Annotated in this window: 19 protein-coding genes; 15 read left to right on the forward strand and 4 right to left on the reverse strand. The window is 61.1% G+C overall.

The genetic code is table 11. The features are described from left to right. Positions 1–93: 93 nt before the first annotated feature. The 3 genes from G5533_RS05105 to G5533_RS05115 are packed head-to-tail and all read right to left on the reverse strand — an operon-like array spanning position 94 to position 2,750. The gene (locus G5533_RS05105; protein WP_441254580.1) at positions 94–1,191 is read right to left on the reverse strand and encodes a DUF2955 domain-containing protein; all 1,098 of its coding nucleotides are present in this window, start codon (positions 1,189–1,191) and stop codon (positions 94–96) included. Further along, on the reverse strand, positions 1,181–2,236 hold the full coding sequence (locus G5533_RS05110; protein WP_421255037.1) for an HlyD family secretion protein: 1,056 nt from the start codon (positions 2,234–2,236) through the stop codon (positions 1,181–1,183). Before G5533_RS05110 ends, G5533_RS05105 begins: the two co-directional genes overlap by 11 nt. A 1-nt stretch (position 2,237) precedes the next feature. Next, entirely contained in the window at positions 2,238–2,750 is a 513-nt protein-coding gene (locus tag G5533_RS05115) for a MarR family transcriptional regulator (RefSeq protein ID WP_005349886.1), read from the reverse strand. A gap of 986 nt (positions 2,751–3,736) precedes the next feature. On the opposite strand from G5533_RS05115, the gene G5533_RS05120 reads away from it, so the two are divergent. The 4 genes from G5533_RS05120 to G5533_RS05135 are packed head-to-tail and all read left to right on the forward strand — an operon-like array spanning position 3,737 to position 8,912. Next, positions 3,737–5,053, forward strand: coding sequence for a 2-hydroxycarboxylate transporter family protein (locus G5533_RS05120; RefSeq protein ID WP_421255036.1), 1,317 nt, complete (start codon positions 3,737–3,739; stop codon positions 5,051–5,053). 23 nt (positions 5,054–5,076) lie between these two features. After that, the gene (locus tag G5533_RS05125) at positions 5,077–6,627 is read left to right on the forward strand and encodes an NAD-dependent malic enzyme (RefSeq protein ID WP_202000474.1); all 1,551 of its coding nucleotides are present in this window, start codon (positions 5,077–5,079) and stop codon (positions 6,625–6,627) included. A 17-nt stretch (positions 6,628–6,644) separates the two neighbouring features. Next, entirely contained in the window at positions 6,645–8,213 is a 1,569-nt protein-coding gene (locus tag G5533_RS05130) for an ATP-binding protein (RefSeq protein ID WP_204481211.1), read from the forward strand. A 3-nt stretch (positions 8,214–8,216) separates the two neighbouring features. Beyond that, the gene (locus G5533_RS05135) at positions 8,217–8,912 is read left to right on the forward strand and encodes a response regulator (RefSeq protein WP_075115718.1); all 696 of its coding nucleotides are present in this window, start codon (positions 8,217–8,219) and stop codon (positions 8,910–8,912) included. A 76-nt stretch (positions 8,913–8,988) separates the two neighbouring features. Here the strand turns inward: G5533_RS05135 and G5533_RS05140 are convergent, their stop codons facing one another. Further along, positions 8,989–9,888 (reverse strand): DMT family transporter, encoded by a 900-nt coding sequence (locus G5533_RS05140; protein ID WP_042055263.1) that lies wholly within the window; start codon positions 9,886–9,888, stop codon positions 8,989–8,991. Between the two features lie 233 nt (positions 9,889–10,121). Between G5533_RS05140 and G5533_RS05145 the strand changes: the two genes are divergently transcribed. The 11 genes from G5533_RS05145 (at position 10,122) to G5533_RS05195 (ending at position 20,083) form a co-directional block, all read left to right on the forward strand. After that, positions 10,122–10,916, forward strand: coding sequence for a helix-turn-helix transcriptional regulator (locus tag G5533_RS05145; protein WP_421255034.1), 795 nt, complete (start codon positions 10,122–10,124; stop codon positions 10,914–10,916). A 167-nt stretch (positions 10,917–11,083) separates the two neighbouring features. Then, entirely contained in the window at positions 11,084–12,364 is a 1,281-nt protein-coding gene (locus tag G5533_RS05150) for a GGDEF domain-containing protein (RefSeq protein ID WP_266134087.1), read from the forward strand. 35 nt (positions 12,365–12,399) lie between these two features. Then, entirely contained in the window at positions 12,400–12,813 is a 414-nt protein-coding gene (locus G5533_RS05155; RefSeq protein WP_167572379.1) for a VOC family protein, read from the forward strand. Between the two features lie 101 nt (positions 12,814–12,914). Further along, on the forward strand, positions 12,915–13,604 hold the full coding sequence (phoB, locus tag G5533_RS05160) for a phosphate regulon transcriptional regulator PhoB (protein ID WP_026457670.1): 690 nt from the start codon (positions 12,915–12,917) through the stop codon (positions 13,602–13,604). Between the two features lie 8 nt (positions 13,605–13,612). Beyond that, the gene (gene phoR / locus G5533_RS05165) at positions 13,613–14,908 is read left to right on the forward strand and encodes a phosphate regulon sensor histidine kinase PhoR (protein ID WP_266134086.1); all 1,296 of its coding nucleotides are present in this window, start codon (positions 13,613–13,615) and stop codon (positions 14,906–14,908) included. Positions 14,909–15,086: 178 nt separating this feature from the next. Further along, positions 15,087–16,061 carry a PstS family phosphate ABC transporter substrate-binding protein gene (locus G5533_RS05170; protein WP_216951835.1) on the forward strand — a complete coding sequence of 325 codons (975 nt, stop codon included), beginning with the start codon at positions 15,087–15,089 and terminating at the stop codon, positions 16,059–16,061. Positions 16,062–16,242: 181 nt separating this feature from the next. Continuing rightward, entirely contained in the window at positions 16,243–17,049 is an 807-nt protein-coding gene (locus G5533_RS05175) for a M48 family metallopeptidase (protein ID WP_421255033.1), read from the forward strand. Then, entirely contained in the window at positions 17,037–17,543 is a 507-nt protein-coding gene (locus tag G5533_RS05180) for a GNAT family N-acetyltransferase (protein ID WP_421255032.1), read from the forward strand. Before G5533_RS05175 ends, G5533_RS05180 begins: the two co-directional genes overlap by 13 nt. A gap of 108 nt (positions 17,544–17,651) precedes the next feature. Continuing rightward, positions 17,652–18,554 (forward strand): ROK family protein, encoded by a 903-nt coding sequence (locus G5533_RS05185; RefSeq protein ID WP_139443243.1) that lies wholly within the window; start codon positions 17,652–17,654, stop codon positions 18,552–18,554. Positions 18,555–18,595: 41 nt separating this feature from the next. Beyond that, complete coding sequence (locus G5533_RS05190; protein WP_421265845.1) at positions 18,596–19,321, forward strand: copper homeostasis protein CutC; 726 nt, start codon at positions 18,596–18,598, stop codon at positions 19,319–19,321. A gap of 150 nt (positions 19,322–19,471) precedes the next feature. Then, entirely contained in the window at positions 19,472–20,083 is a 612-nt protein-coding gene (locus G5533_RS05195) for an FKBP-type peptidyl-prolyl cis-trans isomerase (RefSeq protein WP_005338405.1), read from the forward strand. Positions 20,084–20,170 lie beyond the last annotated feature (87 nt).

Here is a 20,170-nt window from a genome sequence, read left to right on the forward strand (position 1 = left end):
GGAGGTAAACGAGGGCGAGAAAAAACGCCCCGGCAGGCGACGGGGCGAAAGAGATCTCATCCATGGGTTGACAACAGTGCTTACAACAGGAAATCAATAACCGAAGCGGGTCGCCTCGAAGCGGTTGAGCAACCGGTGGACGAGGTAGCAGGCCAGCAGAGTGACCACGATGGCAAACAGGATGCTGCTCACCCGGTAGAGGGCGCTGAACACCAGATCGTTGCCCGGGGTGAGGTACTGGCCAAACAGGATGCCGAGGGTAGTGAGGGCGCCGAAGCCGACCCCGGAGCCGCCTGCCTCCTTGACGTGGGCATGGCTGAACAGCATGGCGCCGAGCCACAGCAGCGGGGCGACCAGCAGCAGTTGCCCTGACCAGTCATAGAGCAGCAGCTGGCCGAGCAAGCCGAAGGTGACCCCCAGTAAGGTACCCATCGCCCGTTTGCGGGCATAACTCAGCGCACCGTTCCAGTGCATGGGGAACAGCACCAGCAAGGTCGTGGCCTGGGCAGACATGGAGTCGCGCAGGTCAAACACCTGAAATATCAGAAATGACAGGGTGGCCACAGTGGCACCCAGCAGGGCTTCATGGCGCATCCGGTGCGGCGCCTTGGGGGCCGAGGCAGGCTTGGGTCTGGCCTCCACATCCGGGATCAGCATGGTCATCAGGTAGGCGATCAGCACCGACAGCACGCTCGCCCAGATATTGTTGAGGATCAGGTCGTTGAGGTCGGTCTGCGGATAGCTGGCAAAGTGCAGCATGATGCTGAGGCTCAGCACCCCGTTGGCCCCGAACAGAAACAGGCTGCCCCGCGACATGGCGGCGAAGCGGTAGAGAAACAGCATGAAGGCGATGGGGGTCATCAGCGCCGGATGGCTGCCAAACAGCCCACCCAGCAGCCCGACCTCCACCCCACAGACCACCGCCGCCGCGATCAGCTGGCGCGCGGCATGACCATTCATTACAGGCACCATCCCCAGCAGTAGCACCGGTGTGACCGTATAGAAGACCCCGTAATTCCAGCCAAACAGCTTGCAGAGCAGAAAGCCCGTGGTACAGCCAAAGGCGATGCGCAGGCACTGGCGCAGCTCGTTGCCGGTGAGGGGCCGATACCAGAGGTGAGCGGCAGCACCACCGGTGGGGTGTGCTGGGGCGGTATTGGCCGACGGGTGAGTGGCGTGGTTAGTAGACATAATGGAGCAGGCTGAGCAGGTGGATCTGGCCCCGTGCCAGCATGGCGGTCAGGGCATTGTCCGGCAGCAGTTGTACCGTGGCTCGCGCCCCGGCTGGCAGATGATCGGGGAGCTGGTCCAGCTCGAGGTGCAGCCGCATCCGCTGGGCATCCCGTACCCAGCGATCAGACTCCACCGGCGCGGCCAGTCGACCATTGGCATCAAACTGACCGGCACTCACTCCGGCATCCAGACTGCTTACCCGAGCAGGATAGAGCTGACCCGGCTCGCCATCGAAGGCGACCAGTGCGCGGGTTTGCTCGCCAACATGGCGCAGGCTCTTCTCCCGAAAATCGGCAATGACGTCCACCTGTTCCGACACCAGTGCCAGTAGCGGGCTGCCGGCGCTGGCGATACTGCCCGGCTTGAGCTGCAGGTTGGTGATGGTGCCATCCTGATCCGCGTGGACCTGGCTGTAAGAGAGGGCCAGCTGCGCTTGCGCCAGCTGGTTGCGGGCCTGGCGCAGCAACAGATTGTCCTCACCGGTCACGCCACGACTGGCCTTGATCTGGGCCAGTTTGGCCTGACTGGCGCGCAGGTTGGCCTGGGCGCTGCGCAGGGCGCTGTCAGCCTCATCTTTTTGTTGCAGCGAAACCATGTGACGTTGGTAGAGCGCATCGATCCGCTCAGCCTCGCGCCACTTCTGGCTGGCCAGGGTCTCCTTGGCGTTGATCTCGGCAACGGCGGCGGTCAGGGCGGCATCCAGTTCACTGTTCTGCTGCTCTGCCTGCGCCAGCGCAAGGCGGGCCTGCTCCACTGCCAGTTCAAAAGGGGCCGGATCCAGCCTGAACAGCAGATCCCCTTTCTTGACCTGCTGGTTGTTGTGAACGGCGACCTCGATCACCTTGCCGCTCACCTGGGGGGCCAGCTTGGTGACCACCCGGGTCGCCATCGCCTGAGGGGTGAGGGGCATCAGCAGGTCGGCTATCAGAAAATAGGCAAACAAGGTGGCAAAGCCCGCCATGGACCATTTGATCCAGCGGGTAAATTGTTGATCCGGAGTCATCTTATTCTCTCTCTGTGTCGGTCTCGGGAGGGCTTGTATCGCCTCCGGCTTGTCGGTCGTGGTGTTGTTCAATTTTGCTGAGGGCGTTGGCCGAGATCCGCTGCACCGTGGCTTCAAACAGCTGCAGGGTCTGCTCGTCGATGCCCCCCAGCAGCTCCCGGCGGATATTCATGATGCGGTCGGCGATCTGATCGAGCAGGGTCTGGCCAGCCGGGGTCACGCAGACGATGCGGGCCCGCTTGTCCTGACTGCAGCAGTGGCGCTCAATCAGACCCTGCTCTTCCAGCTGGCCCAGGGTGCGCATCAGGGATGGCAGTTCTATTTCGAGGGCTTCGGCCAGGGTCTTCTGGCTGACATGGTTCCCCATGCGGGAGAGCTTCCACAGCGCGGTCCAGCGGGGATGGGTGAGGCCAAGGGGAGCCAGCTCCAGGTCGGCGGCAGTACGCCATAGCCGGTGCATCCGCGCTATCTGCTCGGCGAGTGACAGCTCGCGCAACCTTTCCAGATCCGTCATCTTCTCATCCTCAATGTACTTAGCCTGCTAACTATCATACTTGTTTAGCAGGCTAAGTAAATAGTGTGATGTGAATCATGTTTCTGGTCGGATCTTTCGTTGGTGAGGGCGAGCAGCATTCGAGCCCCTGATATTATTTTCGGGGCTGATCCACTCGAGGCTCTCTTGCCGATTCGGATATTGCGCCGTGAATGGAGGATATCCGGCGATTATTTTCATGAAATTTTCAGCTTCAGTGAGCAGCTCTTTTTTTATCCGCTAATATTGATGGGGTTATAAAACAAGGGGGAAACGGGTTGTGGATGGATATGACAGTGGATGTGTGTATCTGGCAATTGAAACGCTGTTGAGTGATGGAGAATATGGTGCAGAGTCACACCATGGCGTGAATCGGGAAGGCGCTATCAGAAGTACCGATATCAGTCATGATTTTGACCCCGCCAATATTCCATTGCTGTTGGCAGAATAGACCTGACCGTGTGTGATCCTTGTGAGTTCAAGCCAGTGCTCTGGTATTCGCTGGCTTGACTCATCACTATTTCAATCTCCCCTTTTTGCATCTTTCTCCTCACCCTTTTTCATCGTGCGTGCTTCCTGCACGCCGACTCAAACCCTGGTGTGGCATGCCGTGGCACTCGCGTTATGGCGATGACATTACCCGCTGATAATCACTCACAGGAGCTGTGGCGATAAATGGTCGCAGAGCTTGTCATCTGGCTCTGTTATTTCCCCGAAGGGGGGAGATCATCGCATCGTTATTACTGCTGATCACCCAAATATCCGCCATTGGGCTCGCTCGTTTTATCACCCTATTTCCTGACTTGGTCGGGTATCGGATGTCTGGTGTTCTATTGTGCTGCGCACGTTGGCGGCACCATGATGTTTAAGTTTTTAATGTTTTTATATGGCTTTGCAATCTGGCTAACCGACAGGGGCGAGGGGGATCAATAAAGTAGCGGCCACAATCACACGCAGAGTACATAACAATGAAAAACCTCTCACCCCTACAAACCACACAAGAAAAGGCCGCCTTTATGGGCGGCCAACAAATTGCCGGTATGCCTCTCTTTATATTTCTGGGGCTGGCGACCTGTGTTCTCTTTTCCGGCTGGAATGGCTCGCTGCCGCTGGGCATGGTCGGTGCGTTGGCGCTGATGTTCGTGCTGGGCACCCTGCTGACCGAGCTGGGTGAGCGGATCATGCCGATCCGCGAATACCTGGGGGGCGGCACCATCCTCGCCATCTTCGGCGGTGCCGCCCTGTTTGAATATCAGTTGCTGCCGGTGCAGGCGGGGCAGGTCATCACCAACTTCATGAAGGAGGGGGGCTTTCTCAACTTCTTTATCGCCAGTCTGGTGACCGGTTCGGTGTTCGGCATGAGCGGCGCGCTGCTGAAAAATGCCGCCATGCGCTACCTGCCGGTTATTCTTGGTGGCGTCGCACTGGCACTGCTGAGTGTGGGGCTGGTCGGCTCCCTGATGGGATATGGCTTCAAGAATGCCGTGCTGCTGATCGGCCTGCCCATCATGGGCGGTGGCATGGGCGCCGGTGCGGTGCCGTTGGTGGAGATCCTCTCCGGCCCGATGCAGATGTCCAGTGCGGATCTCTTGTCGCGCATGGTACCGGCGGTGGTGATCGCCAATACCCTGGCCATTCTGGTGGGCTCCCTGCTGGCGCGGCTCGGTCGCCGTTACCCCTCCCTGACCGGCAACGGCAAGCTGATGGTCAAAGAGAATAGCCAGAGCATTGCTGACGAGCAGGCCGAAGCGCCGACCCTGCAGAGTCTGGGTATGGGCCTTTTCATCAGCTCCAGCATGTTTGTGCTGGGTTCCCTGCTTGGCAACTTTATCCCCATGCACCCCTTCGCCCTGATGATTTTGGCGGTCGCCTTTATCAAGGTGAGCGGCGTGCTGCCGCGTCGTTATGAGCAGGCGGCGGCCGACTGGTACCAGTTTGTGGTGAGCAACCTCACCCCCTCGCTGCTGGTGGGGATCGGCGTCGCCTATACCAGTATTCCCGAGCTGATCAGTGCCTTCTCCGTCAGCTACTTCGTGCTGGTCATGGTCACCGTAATCGGTGGCGCCCTCGGCGCGGCGCTGGTCGGCAAGCTGATCGGTTTCTATCCCATCGAGGCGGCCATAACCGGCGGGCTCTGTATGGCCAACATGGGCGGCACCGGCGACGTAGCCGTGCTCTCGGCGGCCCAGCGGATGAAGCTGATGCCCTTTGCCCAGATCTCCTCTCGCCTGGGCGGCGCCGTGATGCTGATCTTGGCCACCGCCCTTATCTCCCTGCTCGCCTGATACCGGATTGAGGAACAAACAAGATGAACGACATCATGATGGGCACCAGCCTGCCCTATGCCGAGCGCAAGCGTCAGGGGGTGCGGGGTCGCATGCCTCACAAGGAGGAGTCCCTCTCCCAGCAGCGGCGCCGGATCTACCGATTGGTCAGCGCCATGCAGAGTCCGTTTGACCAGCATCTGCTGCTGCGCCAGCTGCAGGAGGACAACCCTGTGCTGTTCTACGATCTGGTACGCCACCACCTGCCGGAGCTGCTGCCGATCATCTACACCCCGGTGGTGGGGGAGGCGTGCCAGCGCCACAGTGACCTCTATCTGCGCAGCCACGGCCTCTACCTCTCCTGGCACGACCGGGATGATCTCGACGATATCCTCGAGTCGGTGGAGCAGGAGGTGGATGTGATCGTCATCTCCGACGGCGAGCGGGTGCTGGGGCTTGGCGATCTCGGTATCGGCGGCATGGGGATCTGTATCGGCAAGCTGGCGCTCTACTCCGCTGCTGGCGGCATCAATCCGGCGCGTACCCTGCCGCTCTGTGTCGATGTGGGCACCAACAACCCCGAGCTGCTGGAGGATGACTCTTACCTCGGCTGGCAATCCCCGCGCATCGACGGCGAGAGCTACTACCACTTCATGGACAAGGTGGTGGCCGCCATTCGCAAGCGCTGGCCCCAAGTGGTGCTGCAGTTTGAAGACTTTGCCGGCAAGCATGCCGCCAACCTGCTGACCCGCTATAGGGACGAGCTCTGCATGTTCAACGACGATATTCAGGGCACGGCGGCAGTGGCTTCTGCCTGCGTGCTGGCCGGGTTGCAGCAGGCGGGTACCGCCCTGTGCGATGCCCCGGTGCTGATCGTCGGGGCGGGTTCTGCCGGTTGCGGCATCGCCGCCATGTTGGCCCAGCTTGCGGGGAGCCACGATGGCGTCTGGCTGTTTGATCAGGACGGGGTGGTCTGCGCCGATCGTCCCAACCTGACTCGCGCCCAACAGCCGTTTGCCCGCGCCGTTGAGGAGGGGAACAGTTCGCTGCTGGAGACCATCCGCCAGGTGCGTCCGGCGGTCTTGATTGGCGTGAGCGGGCAGGGTGGCCTCTTTACCCGCGAGGTGTTGCAGGCGATGGGGGAGGTGTGCGATCAGCCGGTGATCCTGCCACTCTCCAACCCGACCCGCAGTGCCGAGGCGACCCCCGAGCAGGTGTGGGCCGCCACAGATGGCCGCGCCCTGCTGGCCACCGGCAGCCCCTTTGCGCCGGTAACGGTGGCCGGCGAGCGGCGGGTAGTCTCCCAGTGCAACAACGTCTATGTCTTCCCGGGGATTGGTCTCGGTGCCTGCGCGGTCAAGGCGCGCCGCATCAGCGATGGCATGTTGCTGGCTGCGGTGCGGGCAGTCGGCGCCTATCCGCTGGTGGCGGGTCGGCTGCTACCCCCCATCGAACAGGTGGGAGAGGTGGCCCGCGCCGTCGCCAGAGCGGTGGCGCTCTGCGCCCGCGAGGAAGGATTGGCCGATTTTGTCGGCGATCCGGCTCCTTTGATTGACCAGACCTGGTGGCATCCGCACTATTGGGCTGCGTCCTGACGTTTTAAGGTATGTGCATGAAACTTCGCCACCAGTTGGTCACCCTTTCTCTCGGGCTCTCCCTGCTGCTGATCCTCATTCTGGGCAGTCTGCTGGCCCTCTTTATCCGCCATCTGCTGGAGAGCAATCTGCAGGATAAGGGGAGCGATCTGGCACGGGTGATGGCGGCGGACACCCGGGTGGTCGAGGCCCTGCGTCAGGGCCGTGACCCTACCCTGCGCGACTATGTGGAGGCGGTCTGCAACCGCACCGACGCCACCTATATGGTGGTAACCGACGAGCATGGTCGCCGCCTCAGCCACCCCAACCCCGAGCTGGTGGGGCAGAAGTTTCGCGGCGAGGATATCTGGCCCGCGCTGCAGGAGCGGCGCAGCTACTGCTCCAAGGATCGGGGCACCATGGGGCCGGCGATCCGCTGCTTCTCCCCGGTGGTGGGCGGTGACGGGCGCGTCATGGGGGCCGTGGTGGTGGGCTATCTGATGCAGCAGGTGGAGGGCATCTATATGGAGCGGGTAGCCCTGCTCATCAGCGCCATCGTTGCGGTGCTGGGGTGCGGCCTGCTGCTGGCACTCTGGGTGCAATACCTGCTGCGCAAGACTCTGCTCGATCTGGAGCCGGAGGCAATCGTGCGCCGTTTCACCCTGCAGGATCTGGTGCTTGAGCACATCACCGAAGGGGTCATCGCCCTTGATGGTCGCGGCAACATCAACATGATCAACAGCACCGCCAGCTATCAGCTGCGGCTGCCGGTTACCGGGCGCCACGCCCTGCAGGGACAGTCGCTGGCGGAGCTGGTGCCGCCCCTTGCCCCCTGTCTGGAGCAGGAGGGTGGGGAAGTGAGCTTCACCATTCAGGGGGAGTCCTTCGTTGGCCGCTGGCAGGCGGTGCAGGGCAAGGCGCCGGGGCGGCTGCTGATCTTCAGCCGTCCGGAGGTGGCCGCCAGTCTGGGGGTGCAGGTGACCCACCTGCGCCAGTATGCCGAGATGTTGCGGATGCAGAGCCACGAGTTTGCCAACAAGCTGAGCAGCCTCTCCGGCCTGTTGCAGCTGGGCCATGTGGATCAGGCGGTGGAGCTGATCCAGCAGGAGAACGAAGCGTGCCAGACCATGCTGCAGGAGCTGCTGCGGCTGATCGACAACAAGCCGGTGGCGGGGCTGATTCTCGGCAAGTTCAGCCGGGCTCGCGAGCTGGGGGTGACCCTGGAACTCGATCCCGATTCGGCGCTGGCGGAGTATCCGGCCTCGGTCTCGGCCGATCTCATTACCCTCATTGGCAACCTGCTGGACAACGGCCTGCAGGCGGCCTGGCGCAACCGCCAGCAGCGGCCGCCGCGGGTGCTGCTGTCCCTGTGCGATGTGGGGCGGCGACTGGTGATCGAAGTGGAGGATAGCGGTGAGGGGGTCGACGAGGAGCTGGCCGATCACCTGTTCGATTACGGGGTGAGTCGCCAGAGCGGCGATCACGGGGTGGGTCTGTTCCTGGTCAAGGAGACCGTGGGTCGGCACGAGGGTGTGATAGAATGGCGGCGAACCGCCGAGCAGACCACCCTGTTTGGTATCTATTTGAATAAAAACCAATTAATGTGAACCATGGACCCAATAATCACGCTTGTTATTGAAGATGACGATCGGATCGGTGCCATCTTGTCAGAACTGGTGGCGGCGACACCCGGTTTCTCCCTGCTGGGGCGGGCCGGCACCCTGGCCCAGGCCGATGCCATGATGGCCGGTGTGGTGCCCCAACTGCTGCTGGTGGATGTCTCCCTGCCCGATGGCTCCGGCCTTGAGTGGGTGAGCCGCCTGCGCAGCCACAACCGCGAAGCCTATGTCATCATGGTGACCGCCTCGCGGGATGTGGAGACCATCCAGCAGGCCCTCAATCTGGGGGTTCATGACTACGTCATCAAACCATTGCGGCTGTTTCGCATCCAGCAGAGTCTGGACGAGATCCTGCAACTGCACAGCCGCCTCTGCGAGCGGGGTCGGCTGGAGCAGGAAGATCTCGACAAGCTGCTGGGCAAGGGAGGGCGCTCCCAGATCAAGGAGATGCGCGTCACTCCCAAGGGGATCGACAGCATCACCCTGCGTCAGGTGCTGGATCTGCTGGCGGGTGAGCCGGAGAGTGTCTTCTCCACCGACACGGTGGCGCTGCGACTCTCCCTCAGCCGCACCACGGCGCGCCGCTATCTGGAATATCTGGAGTCGGAAGACCGGGTAGATGTGGATCTCAATTACGGCCAGCGCGGGCGGCCTGAGCGTCGCTACCGCTGGCGCCGGGCCGGTTGAGATGCGCACTGGCGTGCATTGCAGAAACAACAAGGGAGCCATGGGCTCCCTTGTTGTTTCCGGACGATGTTGGTTCTCAGGCGGCTTCCCGTTCGGCTACCGGCGCACGCCCCTTCAGCTGGGAGGCCATCACCCCGCCCAGGATCAGCCCGCCACCCAGCAGGTGATAGCCGTGGATTGGCTCGCCCAGGCCGACGACGGCGATCAGCGCCGTACAGAGCGGCATCAGGTTCATAAAGACCGAGGTGCGCTCTGCCCCCATGCAGGCGAGGCCGCGCATCCAGCAGTAAGCCGCCAGCAGGGAGGAGGCGAGCCCGGCGAAGAGCACCAGCCCCCACCCTTCGGCCGGCACCGCCATCGAGTCGGCACTGAGAGCGAGCGGCACCAGCAGCAGTACGGCCAGCAGGATCTGCATGTAGAGGTTGAGCCAGGGGCCAAACGGCAGTTGCCAGCGGCGGATCAAGAGGCCGTAAAGGGCGTAGCTGGCGGAGCCGAGCAACATCATGCCATCCCCCGGGTTGATGCCGTTATGGAGCAGGGCCAGTGGTTCGCCCTTGCCAAGCAGCCAGAGCACGCCGAACAGGGAGATACTCATGCCGAGCAGTGCCTGTTTGCCGGGACGCTGGCCGAAGAAGAGCGCCCCTTGCAGCAGGGTGAGCAGTGGAATGAGGGAGCCGATCACCCCCATATTGGTGGCCGAAGTGCTGTGAGCAGCGTAGTAAGCGAGGCACTGGTAGAGCACCATACCGAGCGCCGCCAGCACCAGCAGCTTGCCGAGCCAGGGGCGAACCTCGCTACGGCGGCGCCACAGCTGCGGCAGGCAGAAGGGGGTCAGCGCCAGAGCGGCGATCACCCAGCGATAGAAGGAGATAGCCGCGGGGTCGAGCACACTGGCGGCCGCCTTGGACACCACGGTATTGGTAGCCCAGATCAGCACCGCCATCAGCGGAAAGAGAAGAGGGGAAAAGATTCGCATCAGAGGCTCCTTATTAACAGGGGGCCAAGTCTACCCTTGTCTTTATATTATCAAGTAGCGTAAAACAGACAGATGACCCAGCAGAAAAGACAACTCTTTCTGATGCACCTTATTCCGGCCCACACGGGCTGCGTCTGCCCGCAACTGATGGCTGCTTTTGACCTGTGCCGGAGACCGAGCCAACAGGGCGTTGCATCACGCCTGCTCCTCTCTCTCGCTGACAAGGGGCGCTGATGGCCACTCACCACTTTCAGCCGGTAGATGTCGTTCTGCCCGCTCCCAATCCGCTCTTTTTCAGTTACCAGCAGATGTTGGCCGACAGCGCGACCGTGCTGCACTCCCACCCCTGGGGCCAGCTCAACATGATCAGCCTGGGGATCATGGAGATAGAGCTGGGGGATCAGCGACTGGTGGCCCCTGCCGACTATCTGATCTGGGTACCGGCGGATCTCGACCACACCTCTTACAACGAGCAGACCCTCGACTACACCTCCATCTACGTCAGTCACGAGCTGGCGGCCAAGCTGCCGCCAGAGCCCAGATTGCTGCTGCTCACCCCGCTGATCCGCGCCCTGCTGAGCGATTTTTGCGAACGGCGGGTGAGCCATATGGCGGATGAGTGGGATCAGCGTCAGGCCGAGTTACTGGTGGAGCGACTGGCGCGCACCCGCTGTCAGGAGAGCTACCTGCCGATGAGTCAGGACAAGCTGCTGGCTCCCATGCTGGCGGCGTTACACAGCGATCCTGCCGATCCCCGAACTCTGGCCCAGTGGGCCGGACAACTGCATACCACAGAGCGCACCCTGGCGCGGCGCTGCCTGCGGGAGCTGGGGATGAGCTTCGGTCAGTGGCGGGCGCGGTTGCGGCTGCTCAAGGCTCTGGCCTGGCTCAAGGGGGACATGCCCATTCAGGAGATCAGCTGGCGGCTCGGTTACGGCTCCACCTCGGCCTTTATCGCCATGTTCAACCGGGAGCTGGGATGTTCACCCCAGCGTTATCGCCAGCAATCGGCAGAACGGGGGCTCTAATGGGAAAAAACGGGAGCGATCCAGTGTGAATGCCATGATAAGTAGCCTGTTTCTTGTCGTTACAGGGATTATCATAGAGCCCTGTTATCATGGGCCATCTGGCAGCAACGATCGGTTGTCTGCCCGAGTGAATGGCTGTGCCTTCATATTCAGGGGTTAGGGTAAGCATGATCGCGTCCGGTTCCCGTTTGGCCGAGTCACTATTCTGGTATCTGCTGGCGCTCACCGGTTGTGCCATCCTGCTGTTCGAGTTCGGGCCAGAGCGAGTTCTCGATATCAAGGAGTGGCCGCTCTCCATCACAGTGCAGCAGCCACGGGATGCTGGGCCGGGGGCGGTGCGCTATCAACCCTCGGCGGATGATCATCCCGGAGTGGTCTGTACGTTAACCGCCAATCCCGCCAGCTACCCAAGTTGCGGCCTTATCCTCACCCTGACCCCCCGTGACAAGGGGATTAATCTGACCCGTTTTGGCACACTTCATATCCGTTTGAGCGTAACCGGGGCTGGCGAGCAGGATTGGCGCTTGTATCTGCGCAACTACAATCCGGTCTATGACCGGGTTGATGAGCCTGAGCAATCCAAGTTCAACGAGATCATTTTTCGGCCGGCGGATTACGGCCGGGATCACGAGGTGCCACTGGATGTGTTTACCCCGGCGACCTGGTGGATCACCCGTTACAATGTGCCGTTGCAGCAGCAGGGGGCCAATCTGGATCGGGTTTATGCCATCGAGGTTATGGCTGGTTCAGATATGCCGCCCGGTAAGCATGGCGTGGTGATCGAAGCGCTGCAGTTTCACGGTAGCTGGCTCGATGCCACCCTCTTCTATCGGCTGATCCTGTTTGTCTGGTTTCTTTACGGTTGTACCGTTTTTCTGATCAACCACCTTTTGATGAAGCAGCGCTTGCAGCATGCCCATCAGGCCAAACTGGAGGCCGAGGCGCTCAACCGGACCTTGAGTGAAGAGAATCGCCGCTCCCGCGAGGAGGCCTGTTATGATGCCCTGACCGGCGCCCTCAACCGGCTCGGCGGTGAGCGACTGCTGCTCGAGATAGGTGAGCAGCCCTGCACTCTTGTCTATATCGATGTGGATCACTTCAAACAGATCAACGATAGCCATGGCCATCCGGTGGGAGACGAGGTGCTCAAACTGCTGGTCAGCGAGATCCTGCGCCACTGCGATCCCCTCTGCCATCTGGTGCGCTGGGGGGGAGAGGAGTTTGTGTTGGTCTGCCTTGATTACGATGAGTTGCGGGCGTGTATCCTGGCCGAGCGGCTGCGCACCCTGCTGGAGGCATCTCCCCATTGGCCGCTGGCCTTGCGGGTGACCGCTTCGTTCGGGGTGGCCGAGCGGGGGGGAGAGCCATGGGAATGCGTACTCAAACGTGCCGACGAGGCGCTCTATCAGGCCAAGACGCAGGGACGCAACCGGGTAGTGGCGCATTGAGGGCGGTAGCATGACATGTTAAAGACGAGAGCAAGATGACCAGACAATCTATTGGTGCCCTGACCCTGCTGGTGGCCGACTATGACGAGGCTATCGCCTTTTTCACCGAGGGGCTGGGGTTTGCGCTGCTGGAAGATACCCGGCTCGACGAACCGGGCAAACCGGGCAAACGCTGGGTGCGGGTTGCTCCCGCTGGCAGCTCGGGTTCCTCGTTGCTGCTGGCGCGGGCTGCGACCCCGGAGCAGCTGGCCGCCATTGGCAAACAGGGTGGCGGACGGGTATTTCTGTTCCTCGAGACCGATGACTTCTGGCGGGATTACCGGCGGATGCAGCAGTATGGTGTCCATTTTTGTGAACAGCCTCGACAGGAGTCCTACGGCACCGTGGTAGTGTTCGAGGATATCAGTGGCAACCGCTGGGACCTGCTGCAACGCGCTGCTGCCAACTGAATCTGAAAACGTTTATCATCCCGCCTGTCATAAAGTCATAAAAGTGTCACAGAAAATTCTAATAATTGGCGCACCCATCTTCACAGAGGAGAGAGAAGGGAATGGCTAAGCGAATTCTGGTGGTCGAGGACGAAGCACCGATCCGCGAAATGCTCTGTTTCGTGCTGGAGCAGAAGGGGTATGAGACGATTGAAGCGGAAGATTTCGCCGACGGACTGGCGAAGGTGCGTGAACCCTACCCGGAACTTATCGTGCTGGACTGGATGATGCCAGGCGGCAGTGGCATCCAGTTTATCAAACAGCTCAAGCAGGATGAGGTGACCCGCCAGATCCCGGTGGTGATGCTCACCGCCCGCGGTGAGGAGGAGGACAAGGTGCGTGGTCTGGAGGCCGGTGCCGACGACTATATCACCAAGCCGTTCTCGCCCAAGGAGCTCACCGCTCGCCTCCATGCGGTGATGCGCCGAGTCTCCCCCACCTCGGTAGACGAGGTGATCGAGGTGCAGGGGCTCAAGCTGGACCCCGTCTCCCACCGGGTCAGTGCCGAGGAGAAGGCGCTCGACATGGGGCCGACCGAATTCAAGCTGCTGCATTTCTTCATGACTCACCCCGAGCGGGTCTATAGCCGTGAGCAGTTGCTCAACAATGTCTGGGGTACCAATGTGTACGTCGAGGACAGAACCGTGGATGTGCATATTCGGCGCCTGCGCAAGGCGATTGAAGAGACAGGGCACGACAGATTGATCCAGACGGTGCGTGGAGCCGGATACCGCTTCTCAACCCGTCTCTAGAGGCAGTTATGTTGCAACCTTACGCCTGGCGGCGACAGTTGTGGCGAATGGCGTTTTTCTACGCCCCCTTCGCATTGGTTGGCTGGTTGATTGATCATCTTGCCCTCTGCCTGTTGGTGGCGGCAGTGTTGCATCTGGGCTGGCATTACCGTTTTCAGAAGCGGCTGTCTGATTGGCTGTGGCACGACCGCAGCCTGGTACCACCTAACGGCAGTGGCAGCTGGGAGCACATTTTCAACGGGATCTACAAATTGCAACAGCGTCACCGGGCTCGGCGGCGCGAGCTGGCGGGGCTGATCCGCCGCTTTCGGGAGGGGGCCGAGGCGCTGCCCGATGCGGCCGTGGTGTTTCGCGAAGATGGCAGCATCCTCTGGTGCAACCGGCTGGCAGAGCAACTGCTCGGTTTCCGCTGGCCGGAAGATGCAGGTCAGCACATTGGCAACCTGATCCGCCATCCTGCCTTTGCCGCCTATCTGGGGAAGGGGAGCTATGATGAACCACTGGAGATGACTTCTCCGATCAACGAAGAGAAGTTTCTCGAGTTTCGCATTATGCCCTACGCCTCCGATCAGGCGATGCTGGTGGTACGCGATGTCACCCGCCTGCGCAGTCTGGAGAAGACCCGCAAGCACTTTGTCTCCAATGTCTCCCACGAGCTGCGCACTCCGCTCACCGTGCTCAAGGGCTATCTGGAGATGACTGAAGATCCGCCCCCGCCTGCCATGTGGGCCAAGGCGCACCGGGTGATGATGGAGCAGACCATCCGGATGGACAATTTGGTCAACCAGCTGCTCACCCTGTCGCGCATCGAGGCGGCACCGACCGTTGATCTCTCCCATCTGGTGGACATACCTGCCATGCTCGGACTGCTGGAGCAGGAGGCGCGGGCGCTCTCGGGCGAACGGGCCCACCAGATCGAATTCATGGTGCAGCCAGACCTGTTTGTGCGCGGGGATAAGGAGCAGCTGCGCAGCGCCGTCTCCAATCTGGTCTACAACGCCATCCACTACACACCGGCAGGGCGCAAGATCAGCGTGGAGTGGCGCAAGCAGGGGGCAATGGCGCTGTTTGCCGTGAGGGATGAGGGGGAGGGGATTGCCCCCGAGCATCTGGCGCGGCTGACCGAACGGTTCTATCGGGTCGACAAGGCCCGCTCCCGCCACACCGGTGGCTCCGGACTCGGCCTTGCCATCGTCAAGCATGCCCTCAGTCATCATGACTGTCAGCTCGAGATTGAAAGTCGTGTCGGCCTTGGCAGTCGCTTCAGCTTCATGATACCGGCTCGTATGGTGGTGTTAAAATAGCCTTTTATGACAATGGGTTAGTAAATTCGAGAGGGCCACAATGCGGGCCCTCTCTGCATTTGTGCAACTTTGTTGTCATGTCATTAAAGTGTCACATTTAATCCATAAATTTGTCACTGCCAGGTCAGATACTGGCGCCGTCTTAAGAACGGACCTTCTGTAACTTTGGAGAGATTGGATGAAACTCAACAAACTGGCTGGTGTAATAGGATTTACCGCAGCAACCCTGTTTTCTGCCAGCACCCTGGCCTATGGTGTCGACAAGGATCTGCCGGATTACACTCCGACCAGCGGTATCTCAGGCAACCTGTCCTCTGTCGGCTCTGATACTCTGGCCAACATGATGACCCTGTGGGCAGAAGAATTTAAGCGTGTCTACCCCAACGTAAATGTCCAGATCCAGGCGGCCGGCTCTTCTACCGCACCGACCGCCCTGACCGAAGGGGTTGCCCAGTTTGGTCCCATGAGCCGCGCCATGAAGGCCGGTGAAATCGAAGCGTTCGAGAAGCGTTATGGCTACAAGCCGACCGCTATCCGCGTTGCCGTCGATGCCCTGGCGGTATTCGTCAACAAGGACAACCCCATCAAGGGGCTGACCATGCAGCAGGTTGATGCCGTTTTCTCCAGCACACTCAAGTGCGGCGAAGCCAAGGCGGCTACCAAGTGGTCTGATCTGGGTCTGGATGGCAGCTGGTCCGGCAAGGATCTGCAACTGTTCGGTCGCAACTCGGTATCCGGCACCTACGGTTACTTCAAGGAGCACGCGCTCTGTAATGGTGACTTCAAGAGCGGTGTGAACGAGCAGCCGGGTTCCGCCTCCGTGGTGCAGTCTGTTTCCGCTTCCCTCAACAGTATCGGTTACTCCGGTATTGGTTACGTTACCTCCGGCGTTCGTGCCATTCCGCTCTCCAAGGATGGCAAGACCTTTGTCGATGCTACTGCCGATAATGCCATCACCGGCAAATATCCGCTGTCACGCTTCCTGTACGTTTACGTGAACAAGCATCCGAACAAGCCGCTCTCTCCGATGGAGCAGGAGTTCGTCAAGATGATGCTCTCCAAGGCGGGCCAGAACATCGTTGCCAAAGATGGCTACGTACCGGTACCGGCCAAGGTGGTGCAGGCGGATCTGAAAAAGCTGGGCATCATGTAACCGCTTGCTGCCAGCATCTACTGATAAAACGAGCCCCAATCGGGCTCGTTTTGTTTTTGGTGACTGTCAGTTCTGTTAATAGCGCTGGATGGATGTTTTTCCGCCAGCCGGGGGCAGGTTCCCTTGCGTAGCAGGGCTGCATTTCCGAGAATAGGGCAACGTTATGGCAAAGGATCCCTTCATGATTGCGTCCCTCTCCAAGTTTGGCCTGGTAGCCCTCTGTAGTTCCCTGCTGGTCGCCTGCGCCCAGTCGCCGACTGGCCGCAGCCAGATGCTGCTCTACTCCCCCCAGCAGATGAACCAGCTTGGTGCCGACTCCTTCGAGCATATGAAAAAGCAGGAGAAGGTGAGCAAGGATGCCAAACTCAACGCCTATGTCTCCTGTGTCGCCAAGGCGGTGACCGCCCAGGTGCCGGCCAGCTATGGCATCACCAATTGGGAAGTGGTGGTGTTTGACTCCAAGCAGGTCAACGCCTTCGCCCTGCCCGGCGGCAAGATCGGGGTCTACAGCGGCCTGCTCAAGGTGGCCAAGAATCAGGATCAGCTGGCGACCGTCATCGGTCACGAGTTGACTCACGTGCTGGCCCAGCACTCCAACGAGCGACTCTCACGCAGCCAGTTGGCGGGGATCGGTCTGGCGGCTGCGGACATTGCCATGGGCACCAGCGAGTATCGCGGCGCCACCATGGCCGCCCTTGGCCTCGGGGTCGAGGTCGGAGTGATGCTGCCCTACGGCCGTACTCAGGAGAGCGAAGCGGATCGGCTGGGGCTTGAGCTGATGGCGCGTGCCGGGTTCAATCCGGCCGAGGCGATCCCCCTGTGGCAAAACATGAGTGCCGCCGCCGGTGGCAACACGCCGCCGCAACTGCTCTCTACCCACCCGAGCAACGAGAACCGGATCGCCGAGTTGCAGGCGCAACAGGCGCAAGTGCTGCCGCTCTATGAGCAGGCCCGCGCCAACGGTCTGGAGCCCCAATGCAAGGCATAAGCCTGCGCATGGCGCGCAGCGATGATGCCGCCGCCATGACGGTGATGCAGCGAGCCAGCTGGCTCGCTGCCTATGGCCAGGTGCTCGGTGCCGATCTGCTGGAGCAGCTGGATGTTACCGCTCATCTGCAGATCTGGCAGAGCCGTCTGGCCGAGCAGGGCCCAAGGCCCATGCTGCTTTGTCTCGATGAGGTGGTGATAGGCCTGCTCTACTGGCAACCACAACAGGAAGCGGGGCAGAGCAGCGCCCTGATCCGCGCCTTTTACCTCCATCCCGACCACTGGCGACAAGGCTATGGCAAACGGCTGTGGCAGGCGGTGGCGATGCAGATGCGCCGCGCCGGTTGCCATAGCGTCAAATTGTGGCTGCTCGATGGCAACCACATCGGCGAGGGGTTCTACCTGCGCCGCGGCTTCGTCTTTGATGGCGCAGAGCGCACCCTGATAAGCCTCGGGCAGCCCTGCCTGCAGCGACAAATGAGCCGTTTGCTCTGATCACTCTCCCGTTTTTCGTCCCCGGTCACTTTATTTTTTTTGCGAATTAATACAATGTCCCCCTTGGAACAGAGTTGGATAAACACGGGCTGACAAGGGAGTGCTGGCATGTATTACGGCTTTGATATCGGTGGCACCAAGATCGCCTTCGCGGTCTATGACGGTGCATTGAACCTCTGCCACGAGGAGCGCATGAGCACCCCGGGCAACGATTACGAGGGGCTGCAGCAGCTGATCCGCTCCCGGGTCGAGCAGGCGGATGCCCGCTTCGGCGCTCGGGGCTCGGTCGGCATCGGTTTCCCCGGTGTCATCAACAGCCAGGATCACAGCATAGTGGCGGCCAATCTACCCTCCATCAATGGTCGCCATCTGGGTGCCGATCTGGCCGAGCTGCTGGAGCGGCCGGTCAAGGTGGATAACGACGCCAACTGCTTCCTCTGGTCCGAAGTGCATCAGGGAGCCGCCGACGGCGCAGGCAGTGCGCTTGGCGTCACCATTGGCACCGGCATCGGCGGCGCCGTCTATCTGGCGGGCAAGCTTATTCAGGGGCGCAACTGGCTGGCTGGCGAGATTGGTCACTACCCCCTGCCCGCGACCATGCTGATGAAGTACCCCGAGTTGCCCCGTCCCCGTTGCGGCTGCGGCCGTCTGGTCTGTTTTGAAACCTATGCCTCCGGCACCGGTCTGGAGCGTCTCTATCACCATTTCCATGGCCAGCGCGCCACGGGTCACCAGATTGTGGGACGCTTCGAGGCCCATGAACCCCATGCGGTCGAGACGGTCGACTGCTGGCTGGAGGTCATGGCCGCCGGGCTTGCCACCGCCATTTCGGTGATTGATCCCGAAGTGGTGGTGTTGGGGGGCGGCCTGAGCGGCCTGCCCGCCCTCTATGAACAGCTGCCGCTGCGTCTGCCCGGTCACTTGCTGCCCGGGGTCGCCCTGCCCGAGATCCGCCAGGCTCGCTTCGGCGGTGCCGGTGGTGTGCGCGGCGCAGCCTTGCTCAATCTATGAGATCAGATGTGGGGTCTGATCTCCCCGAAAAAGGAGTCCTCATGACCCGTCTTGAAATCTGTATCGACAACCTGGAATCCCTGTTCACCGCCCAGGAATCCGGGGCGGATCGCATCGAGCTCTGCTCTGCGCTGGGGCTGGGCGGTCTGACCCCCTCCTACGGCTTTATGCAACTGGCTGCCCGCCACGCCACCGTGCCGGTGTACGCCATGATCCGCCCGCGCGCCGGGGATTTTTGCTTCAACGACGGCGAGTTCGAGATGATGCTGCTGGATATTGCGGCGGCACGCGCTGCGGGGCTGCAAGGGGTGGTGGTCGGTCTGCTGGATGAGGAGGGGCGGGTGCCAGCCGCCAAGCTCAAACAGCTGGTGGATGCTGCCGGCCCGTTGGGGGTCACCTTCCATCGCGCCATCGACCTCTCCTCCGACTGGCGCCTCGATCTAGAGACCATAGTTGCTGCCGGTTGCGAGCGCATTTTAAGCTCGGGCCATGCGCCGACCGCGCTGGCTGGGCTCGAGACCCTGCAGGAGATGCAGCAGGCGCTGGCGGGACGTGCCAGCCTGATGCCGGGGGCCGGGGTCAATGCCGACAACGTGCGTACCATCATCGAGTTCACCGGGGTGAGCGAAGTACATATGTCCGGCATGGGCTGGCGCGGTGGCATGGTGCCGCACGGAGTGAATATGGGCACTTCGGATGATGGTCGGGTCAATATCACCGATGGCGCCAAGGTGGCCGCGGTCAGAGCCTTGCTGGATCGCGGTTAAGCAGATCGCCGCCGTTGGGCGGCGTTCATCCGCATCTTGTGTGAAGTTCCTCCCACTGACGGGGAAATCAGGGGCGCCCCCGGCAGCACCCCGGCCAAAAGTCTGATATCATCCCGCCTCTTTACTACATGGATCTGGAGCAACATCTCAATGTCCCAATACGACTCTATCGAACAGAAGGCCAGCTATGGCATCGGCCGCAACATGGGTGATCAGCTGGCGCAGCAAGCCTTCGCCGGTCTGGATATCCCGGCCCTGCAACAAGGTCTGGCAGATGCCCTGAATGGTCTGGAGTTCGCGGTCAGCCGTGACGATATCAATGATGCCTTCCAGGTGATCACTGCGCGTATGCAAGAAGAGCAGGAAGCCGCCGCCAAGGCCGCTGCTGCTGACGGCGAAGCCTTCCTGGCTGATAACGCCAAGCGCGCTGAAGTGAAGGTGACCGACTCCGGTCTGCAGTACGAAGTGCTGGTAGAAGGCAACGGTGCCGTTCCGGTAGCCGGTCAGTCCGTGCGTGTGCACTACCACGGTACCTTCACCCACGGTGGCGTATTCGACAGCTCCGTCGCTCGCGGCCAGCCGGCTGAATTCCCGGTGACCGGCGTGATCGCTGGCTGGGTTGAAGCGCTGCAGCTGATGCCGGTTGGTTCCAAGTGGAAGCTCTACATCCCCCACGATCTAGCCTACGGTGCCCGTGGTGCCGGTTCCATCCCGCCCTACTCTGCACTGGTATTTGAAGTCGAACTGCTGGACATCCTGTGATCCTGCTGGCTTGATGCAAACGGCGACCCTCGGGTCGCCGTTTGTTTTTGGGTTATGTGATAGACAGTATTTGTCGCGGCCAGCGGG

It is taken from the genome of Aeromonas sp. A600620 (genome assembly GCF_029479985.1).
GTDB lineage: Bacteria > Pseudomonadota > Gammaproteobacteria > Enterobacterales > Aeromonadaceae > Aeromonas > Aeromonas veronii_A.